At 52.0% G+C, this 17,326-nt stretch carries 20 protein-coding genes; 11 read left to right on the top strand and 9 right to left on the bottom strand.

Annotated elements, in window-relative coordinates:
* Window positions 1–40 precede the first annotated feature (40 nt).
* Window positions 41–1,423: an ABC transporter substrate-binding protein gene (locus tag ACEN86_RS18925; RefSeq protein ID WP_495632026.1), complete on the top strand. Its 1,383-nt coding sequence runs from the start codon at window positions 41–43 to the stop codon at window positions 1,421–1,423.
* Window positions 1,424–1,585: 162 nt separating this feature from the next.
* Here ACEN86_RS18925 and ACEN86_RS18930 read toward each other — a convergent pair whose 3' ends face one another.
* Genes ACEN86_RS18930 through ACEN86_RS18940 form a run of 3 tightly spaced genes read right to left on the bottom strand, consistent with a single transcriptional unit; the run spans window position 1,586 to window position 3,420 of the window.
* The gene (locus tag ACEN86_RS18930; protein ID WP_495632027.1) at window positions 1,586–1,783 is read right to left on the bottom strand and encodes a hypothetical protein; all 198 of its coding nucleotides are present in this window, start codon (window positions 1,781–1,783) and stop codon (window positions 1,586–1,588) included.
* Window positions 1,776–2,855, bottom strand: a complete 1,080-nt coding sequence (locus ACEN86_RS18935) for a hypothetical protein (RefSeq protein ID WP_495632028.1) — start codon at window positions 2,853–2,855, stop codon at window positions 1,776–1,778. The genes ACEN86_RS18930 and ACEN86_RS18935 overlap by 8 nt, the downstream gene beginning before the upstream one ends.
* A gap of 10 nt (window positions 2,856–2,865) precedes the next feature.
* On the bottom strand, window positions 2,866–3,420 hold the full coding sequence (locus tag ACEN86_RS18940; protein ID WP_495632029.1) for an NAD(P)H-dependent oxidoreductase: 555 nt from the start codon (window positions 3,418–3,420) through the stop codon (window positions 2,866–2,868).
* Window positions 3,421–3,566: 146 nt separating this feature from the next.
* Between ACEN86_RS18940 and ACEN86_RS18945 the strand changes: the two genes are divergently transcribed.
* Window positions 3,567–4,208 carry an HlyD family secretion protein gene (locus tag ACEN86_RS18945; RefSeq protein WP_495634352.1) on the top strand — a complete coding sequence of 214 codons (642 nt, stop codon included), beginning with the start codon at window positions 3,567–3,569 and terminating at the stop codon, window positions 4,206–4,208.
* Between the two features lie 9 nt (window positions 4,209–4,217).
* Window positions 4,218–5,765, top strand: coding sequence for a DHA2 family efflux MFS transporter permease subunit (locus ACEN86_RS18950; RefSeq protein WP_495632030.1), 1,548 nt, complete (start codon window positions 4,218–4,220; stop codon window positions 5,763–5,765).
* Window positions 5,766–6,024: 259 nt separating this feature from the next.
* Here the strand turns inward: ACEN86_RS18950 and ACEN86_RS18955 are convergent, their stop codons facing one another.
* Entirely contained in the window at window positions 6,025–6,234 is a 210-nt protein-coding gene (locus ACEN86_RS18955) for a GyrI-like domain-containing protein (RefSeq protein ID WP_495632031.1), read from the bottom strand.
* A 16-nt stretch (window positions 6,235–6,250) separates the two neighbouring features.
* Entirely contained in the window at window positions 6,251–6,580 is a 330-nt protein-coding gene (locus tag ACEN86_RS18960) for a DUF6054 family protein (protein WP_495632032.1), read from the bottom strand.
* Between the two features lie 159 nt (window positions 6,581–6,739).
* Here ACEN86_RS18960 and ACEN86_RS18965 point away from each other — a divergent pair, with 159 nt between their 5' ends.
* Entirely contained in the window at window positions 6,740–7,243 is a 504-nt protein-coding gene (locus tag ACEN86_RS18965) for a ferritin (protein ID WP_495632033.1), read from the top strand.
* A 79-nt stretch (window positions 7,244–7,322) separates the two neighbouring features.
* On the opposite strand, the gene ACEN86_RS18970 is transcribed toward ACEN86_RS18965, so the two are convergent.
* Window positions 7,323–8,801: a diguanylate cyclase domain-containing protein gene (locus tag ACEN86_RS18970; RefSeq protein ID WP_495632034.1), complete on the bottom strand. Its 1,479-nt coding sequence runs from the start codon at window positions 8,799–8,801 to the stop codon at window positions 7,323–7,325.
* A gap of 198 nt (window positions 8,802–8,999) precedes the next feature.
* Here ACEN86_RS18970 and ACEN86_RS18975 point away from each other — a divergent pair, with 198 nt between their 5' ends.
* Both ACEN86_RS18975 and ACEN86_RS18980 read left to right on the top strand, forming a co-directional pair.
* Window positions 9,000–9,422, top strand: a complete 423-nt coding sequence (locus tag ACEN86_RS18975; protein ID WP_495632035.1) for an RrF2 family transcriptional regulator — start codon at window positions 9,000–9,002, stop codon at window positions 9,420–9,422.
* 63 nt (window positions 9,423–9,485) lie between these two features.
* Complete coding sequence (locus ACEN86_RS18980) at window positions 9,486–10,130, top strand: nitroreductase family protein (protein WP_495632036.1); 645 nt, start codon at window positions 9,486–9,488, stop codon at window positions 10,128–10,130.
* Window positions 10,131–10,333: 203 nt separating this feature from the next.
* Here ACEN86_RS18980 and ACEN86_RS18985 read toward each other — a convergent pair whose 3' ends face one another.
* Window positions 10,334–11,278, bottom strand: coding sequence for a DMT family transporter (locus ACEN86_RS18985; protein ID WP_495632037.1), 945 nt, complete (start codon window positions 11,276–11,278; stop codon window positions 10,334–10,336).
* 252 nt (window positions 11,279–11,530) lie between these two features.
* Between ACEN86_RS18985 and ACEN86_RS18990 the strand changes: the two genes are divergently transcribed.
* From ACEN86_RS18990 to ACEN86_RS19010, 5 genes are all read left to right on the top strand, one after another.
* Window positions 11,531–12,613: a suppressor of fused domain protein gene (locus tag ACEN86_RS18990; protein WP_495632038.1), complete on the top strand. Its 1,083-nt coding sequence runs from the start codon at window positions 11,531–11,533 to the stop codon at window positions 12,611–12,613.
* A gap of 112 nt (window positions 12,614–12,725) precedes the next feature.
* The gene (locus ACEN86_RS18995) at window positions 12,726–13,508 is read left to right on the top strand and encodes an N-acetylmuramoyl-L-alanine amidase (protein ID WP_495632039.1); all 783 of its coding nucleotides are present in this window, start codon (window positions 12,726–12,728) and stop codon (window positions 13,506–13,508) included.
* Between the two features lie 16 nt (window positions 13,509–13,524).
* On the top strand, window positions 13,525–13,845 hold the full coding sequence (locus ACEN86_RS19000; protein WP_495632040.1) for a hypothetical protein: 321 nt from the start codon (window positions 13,525–13,527) through the stop codon (window positions 13,843–13,845).
* Between the two features lie 64 nt (window positions 13,846–13,909).
* On the top strand, window positions 13,910–14,407 hold the full coding sequence (locus tag ACEN86_RS19005) for an RNA polymerase sigma factor (protein WP_495632041.1): 498 nt from the start codon (window positions 13,910–13,912) through the stop codon (window positions 14,405–14,407).
* Window positions 14,400–15,380: an anti sigma factor C-terminal domain-containing protein gene (locus ACEN86_RS19010; protein ID WP_495632042.1), complete on the top strand. Its 981-nt coding sequence runs from the start codon at window positions 14,400–14,402 to the stop codon at window positions 15,378–15,380. Before ACEN86_RS19005 ends, ACEN86_RS19010 begins: the two co-directional genes overlap by 8 nt.
* Window positions 15,381–15,418: 38 nt before the next feature.
* Here ACEN86_RS19010 and ACEN86_RS19015 read toward each other — a convergent pair whose 3' ends face one another.
* Together ACEN86_RS19015 and ACEN86_RS19020 are read right to left on the bottom strand one after the other, a co-directional pair.
* A complete protein-coding gene (locus ACEN86_RS19015; protein WP_495632043.1) occupies window positions 15,419–16,381 on the bottom strand; it encodes a GGDEF domain-containing protein in 963 nt (320 codons plus the stop codon).
* A gap of 23 nt (window positions 16,382–16,404) precedes the next feature.
* The gene (locus tag ACEN86_RS19020; protein ID WP_495632044.1) at window positions 16,405–17,313 is read right to left on the bottom strand and encodes an EAL domain-containing protein; all 909 of its coding nucleotides are present in this window, start codon (window positions 17,311–17,313) and stop codon (window positions 16,405–16,407) included.
* Between the last annotated feature and the right edge of the window lie 13 nt (window positions 17,314–17,326).

Genomic DNA, 17,326 nt, shown 5'->3' on the forward strand with positions numbered 1-17,326 from the left:
CAAATTATAAATATACAGGATAAGGGAGAGATCAACGGAAATGACAAAGTATGCACTTCGAGGATGGCTCATTCTGGCTTCCATCGCCATGATGCTAATGGTGTCCGCTTGTGGCGGAACAACGACCGGCTCATCGGACACCGGGACCAAGGCGGAAGCTGCGGGAGAGAGCACACCGGCAGGCGGCGGCTCCAAGACCAAAGTAGTCTGGTGGCACTCCATGGGCGGGGAACTTGGCAAAGCGGTCGACCAGCTCGTAGCGGATTTCAATAAGTCTCAGGACAAAATTGAAGTTGAAGCCGTATTCCAAGGGACCTACGATGAGAGTATCAATAAAATGAAGGCATCCATGGATTCCGACAGCGGTCCGTCGATGATCCAGGTGTACGAGATCGGCTCCCGCTTCATGATCGATTCCAAGGCGATTACGCCGGTACAGCAGTTCATTGATCAGGATAAATACGATCTGAGCCAGCTGGAAGAGAACATTTCCAAGTACTACACATTCGATGGCAAGCAGTACTCCATGCCTTTTAATACATCCAACCCGATTCTGTATTATAACAAGGACCTGTTCAAGGCGGCTGGCCTGGATCCCGAGAAGCCTCCGGCAACCTATGAGGAAGTGAAGAAGGATGCAGAGATTCTGAGCGCAAAAGGGCATCCGGCTTCATTTGCCATATATGGCTGGTTCCTTGAGCAATTCTTCGCCAATCAGGGCAAAGAGTATGTGAACAACGGTAACGGCCGGACATCCCCGGCGACGGAATCCCTTGTGAACACAGATGCCGGTGTGAAGACACTGGAATGGTGGAAGAGCATGATCGACAGCAAGGCAGCGATTAACCTCGGCCGCAAAACCGATGATACGAAGAAGGCCTTCATCGCTGGCCAAATCGCCATGACCTTGGATTCTACGGCATCTCTTCGCGGAATTGTAGATGGTACACAAGGCAAGTTCGAGGTAGGTACGGCATTCCTGCCTAAGCCGGATGCCTCAACAGACGGCGGCGTTGTAGTCGGCGGAGCGAGCCTGTGGATTCTGAACAACAAGCCGGAAGCCGAGCAAAAGGCGGCATGGGAGTTCATCAAGTATCTGGCCCAGCCGGATACCCAAGCGAAATGGCACATTGCTACCGGATACTTCCCGATTACGAAAAAGGCCTACGACCAGCAGATTGTCAAAGACAACCTGGCCAAATATCCGCAGTTCCAGACTGCCGTGGATCAGCTTCATGCTTCCAAGCCAAGCACGGCTACCCAGGGCGCAGTCATGGGCGTATTCCCGGAAGCACGTCAGACGGTAGAGGGCGCGATTGAGGAAGTGCTCGGCGGCTCCAAGCCGGCCAAGCAAGCGCTCGATGACGCAGCCAAAGCAATCACGGAGAAGATCAGCAACTACAACCTAACCGTTCAGAAGTAGGAGTATACACAAGAAGAACCGCATGGCCCTCCCCCTGGGCTCTGCGGTTCTTCTTTTTTTTTGTAATTGTTATGCTTGGGTTGTGCTTGGGTTGTGCTTGGGTTGTGCTTGGGTTGTGCTTGGGTTGTGCTTGGGTTGTGCTTGAGTTGTGCTTCTGTCAGCTTACTTAGTCATAACCTGCCTGCCCAGATTTTTGTTGACCCACCGGGCTATTTCGGTCTCACTGCCTGCACCCAGTTCTTCCGAGAATTCAGCATCCAACCGGCTGCTGGCAACCTTTCCTGCGAAATTTCGCAGAGCCGAGCGGTAGGCCTCATCAGGCATTTGAAGCTCCCTCTTGGTACTTGGATCGTTATTCATTCTTGCCGCCCCTTTCACTTTGATCTGCAGATTTCTTCTCCAGAATGCTCCGAAGAGCTTCGCGGTAGGCCTTATCTCCGCTGTCATTGCCAGCATCTTCGCCCTCCGGCTGCGGCCTCGCGGCCCGTTCCGGTTCGGCAAGCTGCCTTAGCGCCTGGCGGTAATGTTCATCGCGGGTAGTCGTCCCAGTCCCGGTCCCCGATCCCGATCCGGTTCTGGACAGAACCCGATCTACAGCTGCTCCGGCATCATCCCTATGAGGAGCTCTGTCTGGAGTATTAGCGCCCGGACTCGGATTATGTGCGGCTCTGTCCGAAGCACGAGCACCCGGCTGTGACTCTGGCCGTGTATTCGGTGACGGATCGTGCTGCCGTCCTGGTTCGTACTGCGGCTTAGTAATTTGTTCTGCAATCGTACTATGGCCGCGCTCCGCAACATGTTCTGTTGTCGCTCCCGTCGCTCCTTGACCATGCTCAGTAGTGTGTTCTGTTATCGCTTTGTGGCCATGCTCGGCAGCGTGTTCTGTTGTCGCTGTGCGACTAGGCTCTGCAGCGTGGTCTGTTGTCGCTATACGACCATGCTCTGTAACGTGTCCTGTTGTCGCTGCACGAGCATGCTCTGCAGCGTGTCCGACTGCAGCTCCACGATCTGAGTCTACGCCTGATGCCGCTCCACCATCCTGTGCTGCAACATGTCTGCCTGCCACTCCGTCATCAGACTCCACAATCTGTCCGGATGGTGCTCTATGACCAGGGTCCACACCGTGCCCCGCTGCCACTCCGTGACCAGGCTCCGCACTCGTTCCCAGTGCACGGAGCTCCGGCTCATCTTCAAGACTTCGCTCAGCTACGGGCTCCAAGATTTCATTGATCTGCATCACGGTTGGATCGAGCCGGGCAGGATCTCCAGATGCCGGACGGACTGCACGGTCCGACAACGCGGATCCATCCAGAGAGCCCTGTCCTTCCCCGGTTCTTCTCTGCTGCTCTCTCACCCTTCTGCTGGTACGAATATTGAATATAACGAGGAATATTACCCCTATGACCACCAAAGCTGCAAATGCGTATTCCATAGAGCGCCCCCTACCTGGTCTGTGCATCCGATAATTTTGCCGCAACGTTCGCGGCCCTCTGGCCCAAAGCTCTTCCAAGTATCAAATCCTTCTCAGACGGCAGATTAGGCGGATCATAGGGAGACAGCTCTACAGGACAGGTCACTCCAACCCCGTAATAAGAACCGTACAGGGCATTCTCCCGGATATTCCCCGGAAGGCCGACGATGATCATGCCTTGATGCAGCATCGGAACAATCAAATTCAGCAGAGTTGCCTCAACTCCCCCGTGTACGGTTGCGGTTGTACAGAACACGGCTCCTACCTTGCCGACAAGCTTGCCCTGCGCCCATAGATAACCCAGCTTATCGATCCAATTCTTCAGCCCGCCGCTGATCGACCCGAAATGTCCCGGGCAGCCCCAGAGGATCGCATCCATCTCGGTCAAGTCCTCTACTCTTGCGTCCTTAACGTGGTGCAGATGAACCTTGGCACCTGGAATTTCAGCTCCCTGAGCCACTGCTCGTGCCAATGCTTCAGTATGGCCGTTATCACTGTCATATACGACATAAATATTCATATCCATTCCCCTTTACCTTCTGTCCTTGCGTGTATAGGTATGCCCGGAATTACTGAGAATCATTAGCTCTCCATACTGAATAAGGGAAGAACTTTCAGGAAATCCTCTTCACAGGAATGAGAGCATGAACTTTAACCAAACAAGGAGGGGCTATTCCTATGAGTTCTCGTGCGATTCTGGTCAATATTCTGGTTATTGTGGTCATCCTGGCCGGGGCAGGGGCAGGAATCTACTATTACAATCAGAACGCCAACTATGTCAAAACAGACAACGCTCAAGTGGCCGGGCAGCCCATCAGCATCAATGCACCGGCAGCCGGCAAGCTAATACGGTGGAATGCCAAGGTCGGTCAGGCCTACAGCGCAGGCGAGCGCCTGGGTTCTGTTCAGTCTGCGGCTGGAGCAGCTGATATCACGCTTCCGGTGTCCGGGACGATCGTGCAGCAATCCGGAGTGCAGAATGCTCTGGTCGCGGCGGGTACGCCGCTTGGACGGGCCTATGACTTCGATAACCTCTGGATCACCGCCAATATTGATGAGACCCGGATTAACGACATTAAAGCCGGACAGAGCGTGGATGTGTATATTGACGCTTTTCCAGGCACCGTCATTTCAGGCAAGGTAGACAGTATCGGACTGGCCACTGCAGGAACCTTCTCCCTGCTCCCGACCTCCAACACCAATGCCAACTATACCAAGGTGGCTCAGGTCATTCCGATTGTAATTACCGTAGAGGGATATAAGGGGCTTGGTATTGTTCCAGGCATGAACGCATCGGTAAGAATTCATATTTAGGGGGCACCTATGGAAAATATATCGCTCGGCCGCACCCTGACCGTTCTTATGCTGGGCGCGTTCATCTCCATCCTGAACCAGACGCTTCTGAATGTGGCCATTCCGCACCTGATGAACGACTTTAACGTGTCAGCTACCACCGTTCAGTGGCTGTCGACCGCCTATATGCTGGTCAACGGCGTTCTGATCCCGATTACCGCTTTTTTGATTGAATCCTTCGGAACCCGGTCTTTGTTCATCTGGGCTATGGCCATATTTGGTGCAGGGTCCGTTCTATGCGCAGTGGCCCCTACCTTCTCCATCATGCTGGTCGGCCGCATCATCCAGGCCGGCGGCGCGGGCATCATCATGCCTCTTGTGATGAATGTATTCCTGACGGTCTTTCCGCCCGAGAGGCGGGGTGCTGCCATGGGGACCATGGGGATTGCCATGATGTTCGCCCCGGCTATTGGCCCGACCCTGTCCGGCTGGATCGTAGAGCACTACACCTGGCGCATCCTGTTCATCATGGTCATTCCGCTGACGGTGCTGGATATCATCTTATCCTGGCTCTGGCTACGCAATGTCTCCAAGCTGTCATCACCCAAATTCGATATGCTCGGCACCCTCTTCTCCACTATTGGATTCGGGTCCCTGCTGTATGGCTTCAGTTCTGCGGGCAGTAAGGGCTGGAGCAGCGCCACGGTCGTCATTACCCTTGTGCTGGGTGTCCTCTTCATCCTGCTCTTCATCTTCCGGGAGCTTGGAATGGACAGTCCCATGCTGGAGTTCCGTGTGTTCAAGTATGATATCTTCACGATCTCTACCTTTATTGGCTCTACCGTAAATATGACTCTGTTCGGGGCCATGCTGCTCCTGCCGATCTATCTGCAGAATATCCGCGGCTTCACACCGCTCGCGTCCGGCCTGCTCCTCCTTCCCGGCGCCCTGCTGATGGGCGTGATGTCCCCGATCTCGGGGAGCATCTTCGACCGGATCGGCGCTAGGCCGCTGGCGATCATCGGCCTAGCCATTACCGCGCTCACAACCTTTGAGTTCAGCAAGCTGACCTCGGATACTACGTACGGTCATATTATGATGGTCTACACGGTGCGCAGCTTCGGGATGTCTCTCCTGATGATGTCTGTACAGACCGAAGGGCTTAACCAGCTGCCCCGGCACCTGGGGAGTCACGGCACGGCCATGTCCAATACGGTCAGGCAGATTGCCGGCTCGATCGGGACCGCCCTGCTCGTCACGGTCATGACCACGAAGTCCACTGTCCATCTGGCTGACTACGGTAATGCAGTCACAACCAGCAACCCTTCCGTAACCGAGCAGATCGGCAGTCTCAGCCAGACGCTCGCAGCCGCGGGTGGACTTCCGCCTGAAACCGCTCAGGGAGCGGCTCTCCAGGTCGTCTATGGTCTTGCATCCAAGGAATCCGCCATTCACGGGATTAACGATGCTTTCGTAATTGCCACCTGGATTGCTGTCATCGGTCTTGTCCTGTCCTTCTTCCTGCGCAGATCGGTGAAGCCTTCCGCTCTGAAGCCGATCGATATGCGGAAGCCCTGACCTTATCACTCTCGCTGCACATAGCAAAGGACCCCACGGCGTAATTATCGCGCGGGGTCCTTACTTGTTTGTATGAAAGTCATTTTTATTTAAGTATAGGAATAAGGATGTTAAATTCAGGGTCTTCGGAATACGGGTCCTGATCAATCGGGTACTCTTCGCAGTGGGTAAGGTCTCCCGGAGCCTTCTTGTATCCCTTCTGGAATCTCATGAACAGCTGACACCGACAGAACAGAGTAATGGGTGAAGCCTTCCTCCGTTACATGGTAGGCTCCGTTACATGGTAGGAGAGTCCGAGCAGGGCATCCGGATCGGATACATGCTGAATCTCCTGCCGGCACTCATGCATCTGCTGGATAACCTGACGAATGCCCCCTGCTCCTGCCTCGGCAAAGGTGCCCTCCCACTTCATTCCCACGGTCTGAAAAGCCGGCTTCTCCACAATCGTAATATCATCGCTTCGAATCATCTTCAGCTTCGCCCCTCTAATCCACAATATACTCGCTCAAAATACGCTCCACACTTCCAGCGAAATCGTCTGAGGCTCCCCAGTCAAATTTAAAGATCATCCCTTCCGATGAACCGGTCGAGATGGCTCTGACCTCCGTCGTTCCATAAATGTTGTCGGCGATGACCACAAGCGCAACCCGATTCTTCACGCGAAAAAAATACTTCTCGAAGATCAGCGTTCCGATCTCCTTGCCGTCACCCAGATCATGAGACTCCTCATGGATCAGATCGGCATCCAGGCCCTCTTTTACCAGTTCCCGTACATCCCTTGGCGTCAAATTCACTTTGAACCTGCTTTCGCTCACCTTCTTTGCATCCTCCCTGTGTAAGAGTTGTTAGCGCATCGACTAAGCGGTAGTATCTCTACTATCCAGCCTAACACTTCCCGGGGGTGCGTTTCAAATATCGGGTATGGTAGTATAAGGATGATGTTACATATCCAATACAGGAAGGGCGTGGACGACTTGGTAAAAGAATCATTATACGAAGCTCTGAACGAACAATTTAATTTTGAACTCCATTCTGCGCATGTCTACCTGGCCATCGCCGGCTACTGCTCGGCCGTGAATTGGGATGGCTTCGCCAACTTCTTTCTGGTCCAGGCCGAAGAAGAGCGGTTCCATGCCTCCAAGATCTATAAGTTCCTGAACGACCGCGGCAGACGTGTAATTCTCTCCGCGCTTGAGGAGCCCAAGAACGATTACGATTCGATTCTGGATGCCTTTGAACATGCCTACAAGCATGAGCAGGTGAACACCCAGCGGATCTACCGTCTATCGGACCTTGCTCTGGATGACCGTGAGCATGCCACACTCCAGTTCCTCTCCTGGTTCATTGAGGAGCAGGTGGAAGAGGAAGCTCTGTTCGATGGCATTATTCAGAAGCTGAAGCGGATTGATGTGAACAGCACGGCATTTTTCGAGCTGGATAAGGAATTTGGCGGACGTTCGTTCTCTCCGGAAGCCTAACTATCCTTGGACAATTCAAGAAGAACAACAAGAAAGAGGGCTCTTCGCCCTCTTTCTTGTTGTTCCATAGACTCGTATGTTATTCATATATCGTATAGTTGTTGCTGCCCTTCTCTTTGGAGCGGTACATCGCTATGTCGGAGTGTCTCATCAGATCCTCCGGAGTTAGGGCATGGCCCGGATAAATGGCGATCCCGATGCTTGTTCTGGGCTCAAGCCGGACTTCCCTTATAGTAAGCGGCTCGGTAACAGCGGCCAGCAGCAGCTTTGCGCAGTCGTGTATCTCCTGCTCCGACTCCCATTGTGGCAGCAGGGCAACGAACTCATCTCCACCCAGACGTGCCAGAATCATATCTCCCCGTTTCATCCGCTCCATCCGCACCGCTACGGTCCTGAGAAGTTCATCCCCTACATCATGACCATGCGTATCATTAATTTGCTTGAACCCGTCCAGATCGAAGAACATGAGCGCCATACGCCGTTCAGGGTGGTGGAGTCCCTGCATAGAGGCAGCAAGCTTCTCTTCAAATGTTCTTCGGTTAAGCAGCGAGGTCAGCCCATCATGACTGGCCAGATATTCCGACCTCTCCAGGGCAAGCTTCAGCTCGGTCATCAGTCTGCTGTTCTCCATCATCACCGTGACCTGTCTGAGCGAAATGAGCAGAATGGAGACCACGATTCCACTTACGACACTATCATTCAGGCCAACCTCCAACAGCATCAGGACAACCAGGCTGCCGAGGACAATATAAGGGAGCAGCATCGTCCTTGTTATACGCTGATCCGCTTCTCCTTCCGCCAGAGCCTCAACCGATGAAGGCTGAGCTGAATATATACAGGCCAAGGTCAACAGGAACGTCGCGGCTAACCAGAACGGATTGAGCAGATTGTCCACTTCATAACCTGCCAGGTCACCAAAAATAAGATACAGCGTATCCCCCACAATATATACCAGGAATCCCGTAGTTAGAAGCCTATTCACCTCTGAGCCGAACTTCGTTCTCCTATTGTAGATTAATAGAATATTCAGGAGCAGTATTGTTAAATCGCTGATTGGATAAATCAGATCTACGACAAGCGTAGTGAATTCACCGGTCGAGGCGACCAGCGGCAGTATGACATACTTCCAGCTGATCGAGAAGGTGCCTACCAGAATAATCGCCATATCCAGAGAATACCTAAGCCCGTATAGCGTCTGCTTACTGCGGACAACGAGAGCTGCGATAAAGGCTATGGACTGCAGGATCCAAAAGATATCCGCCTCACTCAAATCAGGCGTAGGCGTATGAAGCACCCAGTCGTAGTAAACCCAGGTTGACTGAGCAAGGAATTCACCAAATAGACCCAGTGAGATCAGGAACCAGAACAACTTCTGTTCTCCTGAGAGTCTCCTAATCATGGTCATACAGACCAGAATCGCCAGGAAAGGAGCTATCATCATGAGCCAATCGGAGATTACCGTAGCCTCTGGGTATAGCAGTACGAGAGCTGCTTCGGCAAGAGTATATAAAATAAACAGGATTGCAATTTTGTGTCTTAGACTATACAGACGATTCATCGGACATCGACCTCACCATTCATGCACATTCTAGCTGCAGTCCTATCTTATACAGTAGCGTAACGCAAGTAAAGAAGCCCGGCCAAAATTTCATTGCCGATGTCAATGCCTATCCATTACAAACTGTGCTTGAAATTACAACAGTTAGATTATATACTGATGGGGAGAATTACCAGGAGAGGGGATCTTCATTACACCATGTCCATCGATAAAATAATTGGCTCCCCTAATTTCAAATGGTTTGGTCTTGCTGTCCAGGCCTTGGTTGTGCTCTCGGAACAGCCTTCGTGTTGTCCGAGCGGTAAAATCGCCTGCCAGCTGCATTCCGAGGCTACTCTACTCCGCCGGATTCTCTCCAGACTCGCTTGTGAAGGCATTCTGGAGACAAGAGAGGGCCGAGACGGCGGTTACCGGCTGAAGCGGGCACCCGAAGAGATCTCGCTAAAGGACGTCTACCTTGCCTTGGAGGAGAAAGGCCCCTGCTGCAGTGAAATGCTCGAGACAACGGGCGACCATGACTTCGGAAGAGACATGCACGAATCATTTAAGGCCATCGTTCAGGAAGTCAACGACCAGGTGCTTCAGGTGTTGGAGAAATACACCGTGGCTGATTTGCTGTAGATTTTTTTGGGTTTAACTGTGCATTTATCTGCACAGTATATTATATATTTAGGAGTGATTCAGATGAGTAACCAAGTTCAAACCGTGCAAGATCTTTACACCGTAATGAAGGAAAGACATTCCGTTCGTTCCTACGACCCGTCCGTCCGCATTTCCCGTGAAGAAATCGCTGAAATGCTGGAGCTCGCCTCTACCGCTCCGTCTTCCTCCAATATTCAGCCTTGGCGCTTCCTTGTCATTGATGACGAGAAGCTGAAGGAAGAGCTGGTTACGATCGCGAACGGCCAGAAGCATGTTGCTGAAGCCGCAGCCGTGATTGCGGTTCTTGGAGATCTGGAATCCTATAATAAGGCAGACCAAATCTACAGCAAGACTGTAGAAGCGGGCCTGATGACCGAAGAGAACAAGAACGCTATGGTTCAGCGTATTGTCCAAATGTACGGCGGCCTGCCTAAAGACAGACTTCATGGTATCAACCTTCTGGATGCCGGCCTTGTCTCCATGCAGCTTATGCTGATCGCCAAAGCCAAAGGCTATGATACCGTTCCAATGGGCGGCTTCAATGCAGAGAAGTTTAAGGAAGCCTACAACCTTCCAGACACTCTGGTACCTGCGGTACTTATCGCCATTGGTAAGGCTGCGGCTCCTGGGCGTTTCACCGGAAGACTAAGTCTGGATGAGACTACGTTCTGGAATTCTGTGAACTGATACTAATTAGCCGTCTAATACGGAATTCAGCATTCCAAAAAAACATATATCAAGCCCCTCCAAGCCGGGTAAACAGCGGCCGGGAGGGGCTTGATTTTGTTAGCTGCTTCGTTCACGCCTTTCGAGGTCTGTGAGCGCCCGAGGCGTTGGCCTATGTTCCCGAGTTCTTATTAGGTGTGATGGCCGCTATTACAATCTACTCCCTATGCCTCGTCGATGTCCCCGCCCCGCTTCTTCCGGGTCAGCATCCCCTTCGGCAGACACACGCCGATCACACCCACCAGAATCATCACCGTTCCAATGAAATGATAGTACAGCAGCGTCTCATGCAGTATAATCGCTCCCGCCCCAATGGTCACGACAGTGGATAATTGGTTGAATACACTCATCTTGGAGGCTTCAATCCGGGAGATCGCATAGTTGGAGAGCAGTGAGGTGCACAGGGATGACAGCACCGCCAAATAGAGAATGGCAGTTACGAAGCCTGCATCGGTGAATGGCTTGAAGTAGGTATTCAAAGTCCCTTCTGCTGCATGTCCGGTGAGCGATATCACGTTAAATACGATGAAACCAATGCTGATCATTACGAAGGATACGTCCGAAAGCTTCAGGCTCTTCATCCATTTTCTCGCAAGTACGGTGTAGATCGCTGAGGACATAGCCGATAACAAGATCAAGATCAGACCTGCCGCGTTAACCGAATGGGCCTGAGTCCCTTTCATCACGAAGATGAAGACTACGCCGGCCACGGACAGAAGCATACACAGCTTCTGCAGGAGATTCGCGCGTTCTCCCAGCAGCAGCGAAGCCAGGATCATCGTTAGAATGGGAATGGTCGCCGTAATAATCCCCGCTTCGGACGAGGAGGCATAGACCAGCCCAAAGGTCTGGAAGGCGAAGAAGAGCGCCGGATAGAAGATGGCCAGCGGCAGAATCCGCAGCATACTGCCCCAAGGGACGGAGAGCCGCTTACGGCCCAGGAGCAGCATCAGGACGGCAGCCATCAGGGACACCGTGAACCGGTGTGCGAGAATATCTGCCGGTGCCGCGTTCTGAAGCGCGATTTTCACGAAAATAAAAGAAAAACCGATAATGAGTGCATTGGCAATTGCGGCCGAGTAGGCCTTCACGAGTGTATTTTTGAACATGTATAGGTTCCTTACCGTCTGCCATGCAGACTGAGGTTTCAGGTGCACTATTTATTCTATATGGGTTCATGGCAAGCAACAATACAATCGCTGGAAAAATTATACGGTATCTCGTATCCGATCAGGCAAACGCGTAGAGGACTAAAGTGTCATTTTTACCGAATATGCCCTCAAATTCTTCGTATTCATGTTAGAATATATCGGACCAAATCTGAATTTGACGAAGGATATTGCTGACAGGAGGCCTACGTAATGAGCCACGAAGATCACGAGCTGGAGGATGACCAGGCACCCGGCTGGGATGCCATTGATGCACAGATGCAGAGAATTTATGGTGATCAGGAGCCGAAGCATTACGGGACCCTGATTCCTTATATGCTGGGAGGCCAGGACCCGCTTGACGGGATCAGCGCCTATGTCCAGAATGAACCGGTGCCGCACTGGCACTTCGTCACGTATGGATTCTCGGAATTATATGAGAAGGAATCGGAGGATACCGAGTACAGCGGATACGGGTTTGAGCTGACGTTCCGTCTGCTGAAGGGGCCGGATGAGAGCGAGCCTCCCGCGTGGGCGCTGAACCTGCTGCAAAATATGGGCAGATACGTATTCGGCAGCGGCAATGTCTTCAGATCGGGCGATTATATGGACGCGAATAGCCCGATCGCGCTGGAGCATGACACGCAGCTGACGGCACTTGCGTTCATAGATGACCCGGATCTTCCTGAGATCACCACGCCGAATGGCAAAGTGAGCTTCCTGCAGATGGTCGGAATCACGCATGACGAGCTGGAATCGATGCAGGCCTGGAACACTACCGCGGTGCTTCGGGAGGCGGCGGAATCGGGAAAGCTCCCTCTCTATGTTACGGACCTGTTCAGGCCTTCCCTTCTAAGCGATGCGGAGCTGAGCGAGAAGATTCGGCTGGGCGCAGCCAAGGACGGCTCAAGCACCGGATTCCTGTTCGTGGATCAGCTGGACTGGCAGGAGCAGAAAGGGCTGTTCCGCGGAACTACATATACGCTGGTCATTGGGGCGAAGCAGGCCTCTGTCATTAGCAAGGTTCTGCCTGGCCGGTTACTGAAGGGGAATCCGCTTACCCTGTCATCCTCCGAGTGCAGGGTCGCCTTCCGCCCGGGGGAGAGCTTCGGCGTAGATGTGCAGGAAGACGGCTTGGACCTGATTCTGAATGAAGAAGCTGTTCGCGAGCTGAGCGGAAGGCTTGAGCCGGTGGCGCAGGAATTCAAGCTGAGCACCTGCAAGGGACTTACCGTCAAGATCGTGCGGACCTTGATCCGGGACCAGGATGGCCAGATCGTGGAGACGATTGGCTGAGCGGAGAGTATCGCGATTCTTTTATGTTTATACCATCTTAGTAACGGTCTGCTGTTATATAATAGATTCTATGAAAATATTACCTGGTATCAGGTTTAGGAGTGTTCAAGCGTTGAAGAAAAGCTATACATCTCTACTTGCTATGCTGGCCCTAATGGCAGCTCTCGTCTCCTCGGCCAGTGCAGCCGGGTCCTCCGTGGCAGTGGCCCAGTCAGGAGCAGGACTAGGATCAAGCTCAAGCTCAGCTGAAAGTACTCAAGTCAAGAAGACTTATGTCATCTGCATTGACCCGGGGCATCAGCTGAAGGGGAACAATCAAAAGGAGCCGATTGGACCGGGCGCTTCTGAGAAGAAACCGAAGGTCAGCTCGGGAACGCAGGGCGTAGCCACCAAGAAGCCAGAATACGTGCTGAATCTGGAGATCTCCCTGAAGCTGAAGAAGGAGCTGGAGAAGCGCGGCTACAAGGTCGTCATGACCCGCGATAAGCACAATGTGAACCTGAGCAACAAGGAGCGTTCCGATATCGCCAACAAGGCCAAGGCGGACCTCTTCATCCGCATTCATGCCGATGGGGATAACTCCCCGAAGACGGAAGGGTTCAGCGTGCTGTATCCGGCCCAAGGCAACAAGTACACCAAAGCTATCTATGCGAAGAGCAAGCTGGCGTCCGAGTATATCCAGCAGGAGATGAAGAATGCAACCAAGGCCAAAACCAAGGGCGTGGTTCCCCGCAGCGACCTAACCGGCTTCAACTGGTCGAAGGTTCCGGTAACCCTGGTCGAAGTTGGGTTCATGACCAGTCCGTCTGAGGACAAGCGGCTGTCGACCTCCGCTTACCAGGACAAGCTGACTGCCGGGATTGCAGGTGGCGTGGACAAGTACTTCCACAAGTAGGTGAGGAAGCCAGCGAGTGAGTAAGTGTTCTGCGCTAAGTGGGTGGGTGAGTGAGCGGCAAGGAATGAGCCCATTCATATGGTATCTACATTCAATGAATCATTCGGCCCGCGCGGTGCGCGGGCCTTTTGTATGTCCGGGGCTTGTGGCATGTCTGAAGCACTGGGCTTCGCTTCATCAGCAATTCAAGCAATTCTATGGGCTGACAGATAGGGTTCCCGCCTTAGTAGATCATCAAGAAGCCCTGTTCCAGCAGCGATTAAAGGTCCCTCGTCTCTCGTACCATGTTGCGGCCGGACAATACGTCAGATACCCGAATATAGAGGGTGAGCTGTAATTTCGGGAGAAATTGTATACTTTTCATGCTGCACCAGCGTTATAGTGCCGGAAGGAGGGAAGAGATGACCCCTGCGCAGAGGGAATGGACCCAGAATCAAATGAACAAGATGCACAGCTATCTAGTGAAATTGGGCGCTTCAAGCGAGGATGCCAAGGACATTGTACAGGACACGTTCACCAAGGCGCTCCTATACGAGGATTCCATCAAGCCGGACAAAATGTCCGCCTGGCTGTTCAAAGTAGCCATCCATGCCTACTACGACTTGTGCAGGCGCTCCAAAAGACAGGCCTCTCTTCCCTCCTTGGAAGAGCTGGTCTCCACTGAGCTTCTGCCAGAGGAATGGCTCACTAGCCAAGAGGATCGCCAAGAGGTGCAGGAAGTGCTGGAGAAATTGTCTCCCGTGCACAAGCAGGTGCTGGAACTCAGATACAGGCAGGAAATGAGTTATAAAGAAATCGGCGAAACCCTCGATCTGAAGCCAAATAACGTAAAGACCTATCTATCGCGGGCCAAGAAGCAGTTCGCCAAAATATACAGGAGGTCGGGTAAGCATGAGTGAACATGAGCATGACAAGCTATCGCCGGAGAAGGCTTTTGACGATGATTCTGTGAATCAGATGTTTCGCAAAGCCAGATGGAAAAGTATATTGCGAAACACCTGTATTTCAGCTGTTGTCTGTATTGTGCTGTTCCTGGGTGGTTACATTCTAAATCTTCAAATAGCCAATAAGGCTGGCTGGGATGCCTATACTCCCATTGAATTAAATAAACGCATCACCGGTCCGAACTTGTATGTTGAGGGGCCTCGATTTCAATACAGTCTTCTTGGAGGAACATTCGACTATCGAGAGTTCAAAATTATCGAAAATCGTGTCATTCCCTGGAATGATAATTTGCTGAAATACAATGGGTTCCAGGGCAGCGCTACCGTTTTTCCTGGTAATACAATGAGAGTTGTTCAGGTCAGGGAGGATGGACAGAACCGCTATTTTAATAACCAGAGCGGTGAACGTGAGATGCTCTTTTATCATCCAGCTATGAAATATGATCATTACTTTAATGACTTGCCTCTATTGAATAAGATGAGAGATGACCAGTATATCGAGATGGGATTATCTTTCAATAAGGGATATACGCTGAGCCAAGTGGATCAGATGCTGCCTCAGGGTGTGCATGCATCTTGGTACTGGGCGGACAGCTATAACGAAGATGATTTTAAGCTTTTGAAGTTCAAGGCTGAGCCGGAACAGGCTGAAGAGTTGTATGGGTTCCAGGCTTACATGGAACCAGGCGATTATACAAGAAGGACTACCGAGGAGAAGTTCCTGATGGATATCCAGACTGTCATAGATTCCAATAACGATTACTATTCAGAGCAAGCTGCCCATGCCCTTGCAGCCGTGAAGTCACACCAGCAGTCGGGCATGATTATCGGCGTCGTCGTTACAGGAACTAGGGATCAGCTGAAATCCCTTCAGAAGCTCCCTTTCATCAAGGCAGCGACCCTTGGGGCGACAGTCGATATGTATTAATCCAAAAAAAGCCGCATTCTCTGCGGCTCCCCATCTCTCTAGCACAAGTTGGGCTGTCTCTCTGCATTCGTGTAGTAGCAGCTGAACTTGTGCTTTTTGCATATTTTCTTGATTCGGGCGGATTCGCTTACAATCTCCTCAATACTTGCGAATTGGCGGAACTCATTGGTGACCACGGCGATTGAGATGCTGACCAGCGGAATGGACTCGACCTGGCCGGATCGGTTCTCACTGATCACATACTGGCGCTCCAGGTCCTCTGCGGAATAAAACCCTTGTATCGTCTCATCGAACTGCCGGATGATATGGTTACAGACTTCCTCGTAGGCAAAGTCATTCAGGATCGCAATGAAGTCATCCCCTCCAATATGCCCGACAAAGGCATCAGACTGGGTTACACTGCTGCGCACAATGGAAGCCGTAGCCTGAATCAGCCTGTCCCCTTCCTTGAAGCCGTAGGTATCATTATATGCTTTGAAATGATCAAGATCGAAGTACAGGACACTAAAGGCCTCCTGAGCGAGCGACAGCTTCAATCTCTCATCAATGGTAAGGTTGCCTGGAAGTCCCGTGAGCGGATTCAGGAAGCTGGCAATGGTCGCCTGGATTTCGGCAAAGTTCAGCAGCAGGTTACGGATGCTGACTACGCCGTGAAAATGACCACCGCGCGTCACAATCACATAGTCATAGAGCTCCTCTTCCTCCCGCGCCATGGCGAGCCGGCTTACTTCGGTAATATTCTCGCTGTACTCTACAATCAGCGGACTTTGGTTCATGACCAGCTCCACCGGACGCCCCATATACAGATTGTATCCGTACAGCGTACCAATCTGTTGATAGAATCTGGCCCTCATCACCAAAGCAGCCGGCTGGCTGCCGTTCTGTACAACGACACCCTGAAGCTTAGGGTTATTCTTGAAGATTTGATCCACCTTCTCACATTTCGTGTTCACGTAGACGTGGGGTATCACTTCCGCAATCTCTCCAATTTGTGAAATCATTCTAAGCCCCCTTGTACAGTATTTCAAAAAGAAACGGCCGCCTGTGCCCCGGAACCCGGGACCGCACCCAGGGTCAGTTCGCGGCTTGGCCGGCCCAGCGCATAGCCCTGTCCCATATGCACTCCCTGCTCTCGCAGGTAAGCCAGCTCCTCCATCCGCTCAATTCCCTCGGCAATAACCTGAGTACCCGATTTATTCGCATACTCGATAAGAATCATCACGATCTGCTGCTGCACCGGATTCAGATGGATATCCTGAATAAGAGAACGATCCAGCTTCACATATTCCGGCTTCAGATACACCAGTGTCTTGAGGCTGTTGTAACCTGAACCGGCATCATCTATTGCAATCCGGAAGCCTTGAGCCCGGTAGGAGGCCAGGACCCCTTCGTAGGATTCATAATCGGTTACGGCCTGCTTCTCGGTCAGTTCAAATACGATCTGGCTGGGTGATAGTCCATACCCGGCTACTAATTCAAGCAGTTCACCGCTTGTAATATGCTCCTCGCTCAAGGCGTACGGATGAACATTCATGAAGATCAGGGAGTTATTCCTCTCTGGCAGACCCGCCGCCTTCTCCCGGAAGCTTCGGAGTGAAATATGTCTGCAACCCGTCTCGAACAGGGAGACCTGGTCGGTCTGCCCCACAAAGTCATAGAACTGCTCGGTTGTCGGGAACAAATCCGATGCGGCAGGTCTGTTCAATATTTCATACCCCACGTTCTCCCCCGTATCCAAGTGAAGTATAGGCTGGAAGAAGGTGGACAGCGCCTGATTTCTCATAATGTGATGGAAGGCTGCGAACCTTCGATATTCCATAATCTCTTTCTTCCGTGCTTGATTGAGATATTGGAAATAGGTGAACAGACTGCTGCGAGGTAGTCTGGAAGTATGGGGCTTGGCCATCGTGCACTCCTGCTTTCTTCTGTACAATTATACTCCTATA

The organism is Paenibacillus sp. Paensp111, from assembly GCF_059492195.1.

Excerpts from the sequence above, each read along its gene's own strand:
- ACEN86_RS18925 (WP_495632026.1), top strand. The coding sequence starts at position 41 with ATGACAAAGTATGCACTTCGAGGATGGCTCATTCTGGCTTCCATCGCC.
- ACEN86_RS18930 (WP_495632027.1), bottom strand. The coding sequence starts at position 1,783 with ATGAATAACGATCCAAGTACCAAGAGGGAGCTTCAAATGCCTGATGAG.
- ACEN86_RS18935 (WP_495632028.1), bottom strand. The coding sequence starts at position 2,855 with ATGGAATACGCATTTGCAGCTTTGGTGGTCATAGGGGTAATATTCCTC.
- ACEN86_RS18940 (WP_495632029.1), bottom strand. The coding sequence starts at position 3,420 with ATGGATATGAATATTTATGTCGTATATGACAGTGATAACGGCCATACT.
- ACEN86_RS18950 (WP_495632030.1), top strand. The coding sequence starts at position 4,218 with ATGGAAAATATATCGCTCGGCCGCACCCTGACCGTTCTTATGCTGGGC.
- ACEN86_RS18955 (WP_495632031.1), bottom strand. The coding sequence starts at position 6,234 with ATGATTCGAAGCGATGATATTACGATTGTGGAGAAGCCGGCTTTTCAG.
- ACEN86_RS18970 (WP_495632034.1), bottom strand. The coding sequence starts at position 8,801 with ATGAATCGTCTGTATAGTCTAAGACACAAAATTGCAATCCTGTTTATT.
- ACEN86_RS18975 (WP_495632035.1), top strand. The coding sequence starts at position 9,000 with ATGTCCATCGATAAAATAATTGGCTCCCCTAATTTCAAATGGTTTGGT.
- ACEN86_RS18980 (WP_495632036.1), top strand. The coding sequence starts at position 9,486 with ATGAGTAACCAAGTTCAAACCGTGCAAGATCTTTACACCGTAATGAAG.
- ACEN86_RS18985 (WP_495632037.1), bottom strand. The coding sequence starts at position 11,278 with ATGTTCAAAAATACACTCGTGAAGGCCTACTCGGCCGCAATTGCCAAT.
- ACEN86_RS18990 (WP_495632038.1), top strand. The coding sequence starts at position 11,531 with ATGAGCCACGAAGATCACGAGCTGGAGGATGACCAGGCACCCGGCTGG.
- ACEN86_RS19005 (WP_495632041.1), top strand. The coding sequence starts at position 13,910 with ATGACCCCTGCGCAGAGGGAATGGACCCAGAATCAAATGAACAAGATG.
- ACEN86_RS19010 (WP_495632042.1), top strand. The coding sequence starts at position 14,400 with ATGAGTGAACATGAGCATGACAAGCTATCGCCGGAGAAGGCTTTTGAC.
- ACEN86_RS19015 (WP_495632043.1), bottom strand. The coding sequence starts at position 16,381 with ATGATTTCACAAATTGGAGAGATTGCGGAAGTGATACCCCACGTCTAC.